10 protein-coding genes are annotated in these 10,041 nt (G+C 70.5%); all 10 read right to left on the bottom strand.

The features are described 5' to 3' along the window. Positions 1–183: 183 nt before the first annotated feature. Positions 184–1,626 carry an APC family permease gene (locus VNG13_04850; GenBank protein ID HVA59849.1) on the bottom strand — a complete coding sequence of 481 codons (1,443 nt, stop codon included), beginning with the start codon at positions 1,624–1,626 and terminating at the stop codon, positions 184–186. A gap of 101 nt (positions 1,627–1,727) precedes the next feature. Next, a complete protein-coding gene (lsrF, locus tag VNG13_04845; protein ID HVA59848.1) occupies positions 1,728–2,624 on the bottom strand; it encodes a 3-hydroxy-5-phosphonooxypentane-2,4-dione thiolase in 897 nt (298 codons plus the stop codon). A gap of 53 nt (positions 2,625–2,677) precedes the next feature. Beyond that, the gene (gene lsrK / locus VNG13_04840) at positions 2,678–4,237 is read right to left on the bottom strand and encodes an autoinducer-2 kinase (GenBank protein ID HVA59847.1); all 1,560 of its coding nucleotides are present in this window, start codon (positions 4,235–4,237) and stop codon (positions 2,678–2,680) included. Then, a complete protein-coding gene (locus VNG13_04835) occupies positions 4,234–5,304 on the bottom strand; it encodes an NAD(P)-dependent oxidoreductase (protein ID HVA59846.1) in 1,071 nt (356 codons plus the stop codon). Before VNG13_04835 ends, lsrK begins: the two co-directional genes overlap by 4 nt. Further along, positions 5,301–5,819: a VOC family protein gene (locus tag VNG13_04830; GenBank protein ID HVA59845.1), complete on the bottom strand. Its 519-nt coding sequence runs from the start codon at positions 5,817–5,819 to the stop codon at positions 5,301–5,303. Before VNG13_04830 ends, VNG13_04835 begins: the two co-directional genes overlap by 4 nt. Next, a complete protein-coding gene (locus VNG13_04825) occupies positions 5,806–6,498 on the bottom strand; it encodes a ribulose-phosphate 3-epimerase (protein ID HVA59844.1) in 693 nt (230 codons plus the stop codon). Before VNG13_04825 ends, VNG13_04830 begins: the two co-directional genes overlap by 14 nt. A gap of 162 nt (positions 6,499–6,660) precedes the next feature. After that, on the bottom strand, positions 6,661–7,650 hold the full coding sequence (locus tag VNG13_04820; GenBank protein HVA59843.1) for a sugar-binding transcriptional regulator: 990 nt from the start codon (positions 7,648–7,650) through the stop codon (positions 6,661–6,663). Positions 7,651–7,690: 40 nt separating this feature from the next. Next, the gene (locus VNG13_04815) at positions 7,691–8,521 is read right to left on the bottom strand and encodes an SDR family oxidoreductase (protein ID HVA59842.1); all 831 of its coding nucleotides are present in this window, start codon (positions 8,519–8,521) and stop codon (positions 7,691–7,693) included. Between the two features lie 80 nt (positions 8,522–8,601). Next, the gene (locus VNG13_04810; protein ID HVA59841.1) at positions 8,602–9,783 is read right to left on the bottom strand and encodes an alanine racemase; all 1,182 of its coding nucleotides are present in this window, start codon (positions 9,781–9,783) and stop codon (positions 8,602–8,604) included. Positions 9,784–9,797: 14 nt separating this feature from the next. Further along, positions 9,798–10,041, bottom strand: a 244-nt coding sequence (locus VNG13_04805; protein HVA59840.1) for an SDR family oxidoreductase, incomplete at its 5' end; no start/stop codon positions are given.

Here is a 10,041-nt window from a genome sequence, read left to right as displayed (position 1 = left end):
GGCGGGCGTGCTGGTGCTCGCCCTGGTCACCATCACACCGGGCGACGTCATCACCCGGGTCGTCATCGCCTACGCCGCCGGCTCGCTCACGGCGGCCTGCACGCTGGCGGTCGTGCTGGTCCTGCGCGCACCCCGCGGCCTCGGTCCGGGCCGCGGGGGACGCGCCTGCCGGCCAGCGCCGGCTCAGCGCACCGCGTCGGGCGGGGGCACCGGCTCGGTCAGGGAGTACCGCTCCACGATGGCCTCCTCCATGCTCTCGCCCATCGCGGCACCGGCGAGCGCGAGGTTGCCGGCCCGGCTCCCGCGGTACAGCGCGGCCACGACGATGCCGCCGATCACCAGCCAGCCGACCACGATGAACGGCGCCAGCGAAACCGGCCAGGGCGGCAGCGGGACAACCGAGTAGTACACGACGACGGCGAGCGCGACGGACCCGATGGCCGGGACGATGAGGTGCTTGCCCCAGCTGAACTCGTCACCGTGTTCCCGCCGGTAATAAACGAACAGGCCGATGTTGGCCATGATGTAGACGAAGGCCAGCGCGAAGGTGAACCAGGTGCCGGTGACGTTGTAGACGTTCGCGACGCCGATGACGAGCGGCAGCACCAGCCCCAGCGCGATGTTGATGCCGGTCTGCACGAGGATGGCGTTCGTCGGGGTCTTGAACCGGCCGTGGATCTTCGTCAGCGACGACGGCAGGGCCTTGGCCCGCGACATGCCGTACAGGAACCGCACCGACGCGTTGGTGCAGGCGATCGAGACGGCGATGGCCGAGTTGAACAGTGCGAAGAGCACGATCAGCCAGCCATCGCCCCAGTACTTCTTGCCGAGCACGAAGGCGGGCAGCTCGGAGGAACTCGCGAACGAGCCCAGCCGGCTGGTACCCCACCCGGTGATCTGTCCCCAGGACACCACCACGAGGAAGACGCCCAGGATGATGATGGACCCGAGCACCGCACGCGGGATGTTGCGCTTGGGGTCACGGCTTTCCTCGGCCAGCGGGGCCGCGGCGTCCCAGCCGGTGATGGCGAAGATGGCGAAGACGACGCCCAGGAACAGGCCGTGCAGGTTCGACGTGTGCCCGGCGGCGGTCAGCCATTGCAGGTTGATGCCGCCCGGGCCGGGGCTGGCCAGGCCCCACAGGCCCAGCGCGAGGACGATGACGCCCTCGATGACACCCAGCACGATGATCAGGTTCACCGACAGCTCCACCCCGCGCCAGGCCGTGTAGGCCACCAGCGCGATGAGGAACACCATGAACCACCACCACTCGAACGTGATCCCGTACTCCGCCTTGAGCGTGGACTGCAGGGTGGAGCCCATGAACGAGCCCACCTGGGCGATGACCACCGGGTAGAAGAGCAGGTAGACCCAGGCCACCAGGAAGCCGGGGCGCCCGCCCAGCGACCGTGAGACGAAGGTGTAGTAGCTGCCCGTGGAGGACATATGGCGGCTGAACTGTGCCAGCACGTAACCCAGCAGCAGGGCGATGACGAACGCGCCCAGGTAGGCCAGCGGCGCACCGACCCCGGCGTTCAGCACGATGAACGGGACGGTGAACAGCCCGGCGATCGCGGGTGCGATGGTAGTGACACTCTGCATGAGCACGCCGGGAAGCGAGATCACGCCAGCCTTGAGCTGGTTCCCCGGCGGTGCGGATACGGCCGTTCCCGTGCTATCGGGCCCGCCGCCTGATGATTGCGTCATATCTGTGCCCTCCCATGCCCTCAACCGGCTCGTTGCTGCGGCTGTGCTTGCGGGCGCACGAACTCCTCGTACGCTTCGTGCGGTTTCATCGACTCGTGCACGACGGCCCCGATGGCGCGGATCATCGCTTCCGGGTGGTCGCTCTGGAAAATGTTGCGGCCCATGTCGACACCGGCCGCGCCGCCCTCGATGGCGTGGTACGCCATGGTCAGGGCCTCAAGCTCCGGCAGCTTCTTCCCGCCGGCCATCACCAGCGGTACCGGGCACCCGGCCGTGACCGTGTCGAAGTCCTCTGCGCAGTAGTACGTCTTGACCACGTGCGCGCCGAGTTCGGCGCAGATCCGGGTGGCGAGCCGCAGGTAGCGGGCATCCCTGGTCAGTTCCTTGCCGACCGCGGTGACGGCGAGCACAGGGATCCCGTAGCGCTGGCCCTCGTCGACGAGCCGGGTCATGTTGGCCACCGACCTGGTCTCGAACTCGCCGCCGATGAAGACCTGGACGGCGACGGCGCAGGCGTTGATACGGGCGGCGTCCTCCATGCCGACCGCGATCCGCTCGTCGGACAGTTCCTTCAGCACACTCGGGCCGCCGCTTGCCCGCAGCACGATGGGCGTGCGGGATGCGGGCGGGACAGTCGAGCGGACCATCCCCCGCGTGGTCATCAGCGCGTCCGCGTACGGCAGCAGCGGGAGGATCGACAGGTCTACCCGCTCCAGGCCGGTGGTGGGTCCCTGGAAGTACCCGTGGTCGATGGCGAGCATCACGGTCCGGCCGGTGGACGGCCGGAAGATGCGTGCCAGCCTGCTCTGCATCCCCCAGTCGAGGCTGCCGCAGCCCTTGAGGCCGAAGGCGGTGGCCTGCGCGGGCACGGACGGCTGAAAGCGGGCGCCGCTGGTGGCGTCGTCGGTATCCGCCATGGTTGTCTCTCCCGGGGGTCGTCGTCGGCTGGGTAATCGGCGATGGGTGGTCGTTACGAGCCAGCCGCCCGCCAGAGCGGGTTGAGCAGGCCGGCTTCGGAGATGTCGAGCATGCGCTGGTAGGTATCGCGCCATGCCGTGTACCGCTCGTCGTAGGTGGCCACGGCCGCGGGATCGGGCTCGAAGGTGGCGCCCCGCCGGCGCAGGCGCGGCCGCAGGTCCGCCAGGTCGGGGTAGATCCCCGCGCCGGCACCCGCGCACAGCGCCGCCCCGAGCGCGCTGCTCTCGGTGACGACGGGGACGTGCACCGGCACGGCGAGCACGTCCGCCATGATCTGCGGCCAGAGCCGCCCCTTGGCCGCGCCGCCGGTGAACACGAGTTCGCCGAACCGCAGGCCGGTCAGCTCGCTGATGATGTCCCGGTGCCCCCGGGCCACATAGGCGGCTGCCTCCTCGATGGCCCGCACGCACGCTCCGCGGCCGCTGGCCGCCGGGTCGCCGAGGCCGAAACCGGCGAATGCCGGGCTGGCGTGTACCCAGCGGCGGGCGTTCATCAGGTTGGACATGATCGCCACGACTCCGCCGGACCCGGGCGGGATCCGGGCGGCCGCCTCCTCCATGACCACGTACGGGTCGATGCCCCGGCTGCGGGCGAGTGCGACCTCCGCGTCACAGAACGCGTCCCGGAACCACCTCATGCTCATGCCGCAGTAGAAGCCGATCCCTTCCAGCATCCACTCACCGGGGGTGACATGGCACAGCGTGCGCAGCCGCATCTGGGGGTCGATGAGCGGCTCGGGCAGCAGGACGGTGTTCTGCCAGAAGGTGCCGGCCACGACGGTGTACTCACCACGTTGCGCACCGGCGCCGAGCAGCCCGAGCTGGGTGTCGGCACCGCCGGCCACCACGGGCGTGCCCACGCGCAGCCCGGTCTGGTCGGCCGCCGCGGCGGTCACCTGGCCAACCACGGTGCCGGGGTCGACGACAGGAGGCAGCACGTCTGGTGACAGTCCGCACAGCGCCGGGATGGACGGCGACCAGCCTCGCTGCGCGAGCGTGAACATGCCCGAGCTCGAGCCGCAGGACGGCTCGGTGACCTGGACTCCCGACAGCCGGTAGACGATCCAGTCGCTGAGCATGCCCAGGCTGCCAGCCGCGTCGAGAATGCCCGGCTGGTGCCTGGCGAGCCAGCGCAGCCGCGCCGGGGTGGTGATGGACACCCAGTCGCCGGCCTCAGCGTAGATCTTCTCGGCGGCACCCTCACGGATCAGGTCGCCCGCCTCGGCGGCGGACCTGCTGTCGACGTTCGGGCAGGCCCAGATCTCGCGGCCGGCCCGGTCATAGATGACCACACCCTCGCGCATGCTGGTGGCCGCGACCGCCGCGACGTCCTTCCCGCCCACGCCAGCCTCCCCCAGCGCGCCCCGCACGCAGGCGGCGATGGCGTTCCAGCCGGCTTCGGTGTCGAAGTCCTGGCCACCGGGTGCGTCCGGCGGCTCGTGGTGCGCCCACTCCCGCATGCATGCCGCGACCTGCTCCCCGGCGTCGGTGAACAGCACGGCCCGGCAGCTGCCGGTGCCCGCGTCGATGGCCAGCAGGTAACGGCCGGTCATGTCGCTGCGCTTCCCGCGTGCAGGACCTGTGGGTTCACGACGTCGGCGAGCTCGCGCCCGGCCAGCAGGGCGGCCACCGCAGCCACCGCGCGCCGCGCCCCCCTGGCCAGCGTCTCGGTGGTGGCACCACCGATGTGGGGGGTGACCAGGACGTTGGGCGCGCTCAGCAGGGGATGGCTGGACCCGGCGGGTGGCCGCTCCAGCACGTCCAGTGCGGCGCCCCCGAGAACGCCCCGTGTCAGCGCGTCACGCAGCGCCGACTCGTCCACGAGTGACTCCCGCGCCGTGTTGATGAAATAGGCGCCGGGACGCATCTGCGCGAACCGGGCAGCGGAGAACAGGTGCTGGTTCTGCGGCGTGGCGCGTGCGTGCAGCGACACGATCTCCGATCGCGCCAGCAGCTCATCCAGCGGCACCATGTCGACGCCGTGGGCGGCCGGCGCCTCGATCTGCGGGTCATGGGCGACAAGCTGGAAGCCGAGCGCGCGCGCCCGCACCGCTACCTCCCGGCCGACATGGCCGAGGCCGACCAGCCCCATGGTGACGCTGGCAGCCTCGCGGCCGAAGAACTCCCGCCCCTCGAACACCGACTCCGCAAAGCCACCCCCGTCGAGCAGGTGACGGCTGGCCCGCGGTACTCCCCGGATCAGCAGCAGGGCGAAGGTGATCGTGAGTTCCGCGACGGCTTCCGCGTTCTTCCCCGGCGTGTTCACCACCGGTATGCCCCGGTCGGTCGCCGCGGCCACGTCCACGTTCACCGGCCCGCCGCGGGCGCAGCACACCAGCCGCAGCGGGGCGGCGTCGAGCACCTCCGCGCTGACCGCCGCGCCGTGCACGACGAGGACATCGTGTCCCGCCACAGCCAGCGCGATCTCAGCCGGATCGCCCATGTACTCCCGCAGCCGGTACTCCGACTCGGTGCGCGGCGGCGCGCCCGTGAGCTCCTCAAGCTGGAGCGAGGAGACCGTCACCTCGTCGCCCAGGCCGGCCAGGGGCCCGGCGTAGACGGATGCGGGCATGTAGGGGTCGCCGATCACCAGGACGCGGACCGGGGCTGGACGGCTCACGGGAAGATGTACGTGGGCTCTAGGTCGATGGCGTGCCCGCTGCCGGACTCGAGGACGAACTTCAGCATTGGCGAGGTGTCCAGGTAGTAGAACTCGATGGACTCCCCGATCCGGCCGCCCATCAAGATCTCCGCACCACGCTCGCGCCAGTGATCCTTCAGCGCCTGGCTGTCCTGCACCGAGTGCTTCATGCAGGCGATGTGCTGGACGCCTTCGCCGTGGGTGTCGAGGAACTCCTGATAGATGCTCGGGCCGCTCACCGGCTGGATGAGCTCGAACCCGAGCCCATCGACCGAGGTCTCGGCGCCGATCATGCGGAAGTCCACCGGCTGGCCGCGCACGACCGTGTCGTGCAGCAGCGGCGGCTTGTAGTCGAACACGCTCCACGGGCCCCAGCCGAGGTTCTCGGTGTAGGAGCGCAGGGCGGCCTCGATGTCGGCGACGACGACCGCGATCTGGGTGATCGTCATGGGCACCGGTGGCGGCACGATCCGCCCGCCGTTACTGCTTGCCATGTGCTACCTCCTGGATCGGGCCCGCGGTGGGCGCGGAGCTGAGCAGCGCCTGCATCAGCAGGTCGAGGTTGCGCGCTGGGCTGTGACGGTCGAAGATCGCGCTGCCGCTCACGATGACGTCCGGCCGCCAGCCGGCGATCTGCGCGGCGTTGCCGAGCGTGACCCCGCCGTCCACACCGACCAGGACGTCGGCCTGGCAGCGCGCGGCCAGTTCGCGGACGGCATCGACCCGGCGGCGCGTGTTGGCCGCGGGGACCTGGCCCGGCCAGCCAGGGTTGACGGCCAGCACCAGCACGAGATCGGCGAGTTCGAGCACCGGCTCGACCGCCTGCACGGGCGTGCCCGGATTGATCGCGACGCCGCGCAGGAAGGACCGGGGCTCACCTGCGATGTCGGTCATCTCCTGCATGGTGCGGTGCAGATGGCGGGTGGCCTCGGCATGCACGGTGATGATGGAGGCACCGGCGGCGGCGATGTCGGGCAGCAGCCTGCGTGGCTCGTCCACCATCAGGTGCGCGTCCACCGGGACGCCCGTTGAGGCGGCCGCAGCGACGAAGGCCGGGCCGACCGTCAGCTGCGGGCAGAACACGCCATCCATCACATCGACATGGGCCCAGGCCGCCTTGCCGCGCAGGATCTCCAGTTCCGCGCCCAGCCTGGTCAGGTCCGCGGTGATCACTCCGGCGCTGAGTCGGGGCACGGTCGCCAGCAACGGTGCCTCCCTCCACTCGGAGCATTCGCTCACCTATTGCGCATCTGCTCGCGTGGAAGAAGTATCAGCCCGGATCGGAGCTGGTGGCAAGGCCTGACCGGGAATTTCGCCCGATACCGGATGCCGGGCTCAGGCGTGTTCCAGCTCCAGCAGGCGCAGCGCCACGAGCTCGTTGGTGACCAGCACGTCGAGGAACCCCCCGCGCAGGGCGCCGAGGATGGCCTCGGTCTTGTGCAGGCCCCCGGCCACACCGACGACCTTGGGGATCGACGCCAGGTCGGACAGCTCGATCCCGATCCTGCGGTCGTGGATGGGCAGGCTGACCACGGTGCCGTCGGCGTCGAAGAACTGGCCGAGGATGTCACCCACGACCCCCAGGTCGCGCAGGCGCAAGACGTCCTCGGGCCCCAGGTATCCCATCTCGACGATCGTCGCGTCAGTTGCCGGCGTGCCCACGCCGACGATCGCCTGCTCCACGCCGCACGCCTGCCGCAGCACCTGCTGGATCGCGGGCTCGGCCTTGAGCGCGGCGGCCAGCCGTGGCGTGGAGGCCACGATCGGCGCCGGGATGATCGTCGCGGTCGTCGCCTCGGGCTCCGGGCCGCCGTCGCCCTTGGAGGACAGGATGGTCTGCAGGTAACCGTCCACGCCGCCGGTGAGGGTCACCATGTGGACCGGGCCGACGGCGCCGAAGTTGACCGAGGTGATGACGCGGGAGACCGTGTCGCCCCAGCCGACCCCCAGCGAGCCGCCCGGCCGCAGGTGGGTGCTCATGAACTGCGCTCCGCCGAGCCCGAGCCGGGAGTTCAGCACGTGGCGGTCGGCGGGTTCCTTCTCGTGGTCCGGCACGACCAGCGCCTCGGTCAGGCCGAACGCCCGCCGGAGCCGGCTGCTGACCTCGAACGCGTCGAGATGGTCCGCGTTCAGGTTGATCGAGACCAGGCCGACCTTGCGCGCCCGGTCCAGCATGCGGCCTACGGACGCCCGCGACACCGACAGCCGCCGCGCGATCTCATCCTGGGTCAGCTCGTCCTTGTAATAGAACCAGGCGACCCGGAGCAGCAGCTCCTCCGCTGTAGACCTGCCCACGTCCACGCCTTCGGCCACGGTCACCTCCATCACACTCCGGCACCCGCCGGCCACTGGGAGGCCGGCACTTCTACTCTCGATCTATCACCTGGCCGCCGTCCAGCGGGATGACGGCACCAGTCAGGAAGGACGCAACCGGGCTCAGCAGCAGCACGATCCATTGCGCGACTTCCTCCGGGCGGCCGATCCGGCCGAGCGGGACCTGGCTGCCCAGCCAGCGGTAGGCCTCCTCCAGGTCGTCCGCCCAGGTCGCGTGGATGGGGGTGTCGATGGGCCCGGGCGCGATGCAGTTGACCCGGATCCCGAGCGGTGCCAGCTCGCCAGCCAGGGTACGGGTCAGGTAGTCCAGTGCCGACTTTGTCATCCCGTACACCGACTGCCCCACGCGGTGCAGGGTGCCCGAGGACGAGCTGATGTTCACCACGGCCCGCACGCCGGACTCGCGCAGGGCCGGCAGTGCTGCCTGGATCAGGAAGAACGGTGCCCGGATGTTGGTGGCGATGTGCTCGTCGAACCCGTCGGTGTCCCATTCGCCGAGCGGCTTGTGGCGCACCACCGCGGCATTGTTGACCAGCCCGTCGACCCGGCCGTAGGCGTCAACGCAGGCCGCCACGATGTGCTGCGGGCTGGCGCTGTCGGCCAGGTCGGCCGGCACGCACAGGGCCTGCCCGCCGCCGGCACGCACCTTCGCCGCGACCTCCTCCAGGGGCTCCGGGCGGCGCCCGACCAGGACCACGGACGCGCCGGCGTCCCCGAGCGCGGCCGCGGTGGCCGCCCCGATGCCGCTGCCGGCGCCGGTCACGATGACCGCCGCGCCGCTCAGCCCGGGATCGGGCGGGACCTGCCCAGGCGGGACCTGCCCAGGCGGGACCTGCGCGGCAGGTTCAGGCTGCGCTGGCATTCGGCCTCCCGGGGCTCGCATCGATGATTTCCGCAGCTGTGCGCATTCGTCAAGCGCCTGAGCGTTCGCTCACCTGTGCCTCAGTATGCCTCCCCGGGCAGGCCAGCGAGCCCGTGATGCCCGGGACCTCGGGGAATGACGGGCCAGATATCGGTGACGGCCCCGTCCCGGACGACGTGGAAGGCGTCATAGCAGTTCACGGTGGACGGTGAGTACCCGGGCACCAGTGCTACCGGGTCACCGACCGCCAGCGTTGTGCCGTCCGGCGCGGAGAAGATGCCGTGCTCCTCGTCGAACCGGAAGAACCTGAGCTCGTCGTGGCCCACGACCGTCACGTCAGCCGGGCCGTAGACCGACTTGTTGCCGGCATCCACGATCACCTTGCCGCTCTGCCGGCTGATGACGCTCGCCTGGATCGTCAGGGAATGCTCGAAGCCGGGCGCCATCTGGCCGTGGTAGTTGTCCATGACCACGTAGCTTCCGGCCTGGATCTCGGTGAGCCCGGGGAACCCCGCGGTCCAGCGCCAGGTCGCGATCCCGCCCGCCGACCGGATCGGGCAGCCGAAGCCGTGCGCCCCCAGGGTGTCAGCGACGCCGGTGAACAGCGTCATGGCGGCGCGCTGCTTCTCGTGGCGCAGATCATCGTCGATCGTGAGCGAGCAATGTCCCTCGTAGCCGGTGACTCCTTCGAGGTGCAGTCCTGGGAGCGCGCTCACCCGCCGGGCGAGCGCCAGGGCCTGCTGCGCGTCGTCGGTCCCGCACCGGTCCATCCCGGTGTCGACCTCGATCATGATCCCGAGTGTGGATCCGGCCGCCGTGGCCGCCGCTGACAGGGCGGCGGCGTTCGGCGCCTCATCCACCGCGACGAGGATCCGGTGGTCCCGGGCGAGCCCGGCGAGTACCCGGATCTTGGCCGGGTGTGACACGGTGTTGACCACGAACAGGTCGTCCAGGCCGGCGTCGGCGAGAACGACCGCCTCCCACACCGTCGCCATCGACAGCCCGCCCGCGCCCGCCTGGACCTGGCGCCACGCGAGATCCGGGCTCTTGTGTGTCTTGTAGTGCGGCCGGATGGTGACCGGGCCCATCCGCCGCAGTTCGCCCGCCATGTGGTCGATGTTGCGCTGCGCGGCGTCGATGTCGAGCACCAGGGCGGGAGTGATCAGCTCCGCCGGCGGACGGCCGATGGCGGCGCCATACTGCTGCCTGACCCGCTCCCGGGCCACCGCCAGGATCGGCGCGGAATCCAGGCAATCCTGCATCAGGTACCTCCTTGCTACAGCTCGGCGTTCACGATGAAGCCACCGTCCACGAGCATGGTCGCGCAGGTCAGGTAACTGGCGTCGGCGGACAGCGTGAACGCGATCGCGCCCGCGAGTTCCTCGGGCTGGGCGGCCCGGTGGATCGCGATCCGGTCCGTGTAGTACTTCACCGCGGCCGGGTCGTCCATCATCGGCGCGCTCATGTTCGTCATCACCCATCCCGGCTCGACGGCGTTCACCCGGATGCCGTGTTCGCCC

This window comes from Mycobacteriales bacterium (assembly GCA_035533475.1).
Classification (GTDB): Bacteria; Actinomycetota; Actinomycetes; order DATLTS01; family DATLTS01; genus DATLTS01.
Note: the sequence above shows the minus strand (reverse complement) of the source record. Positions and strands in the feature narration are given on the sequence as shown.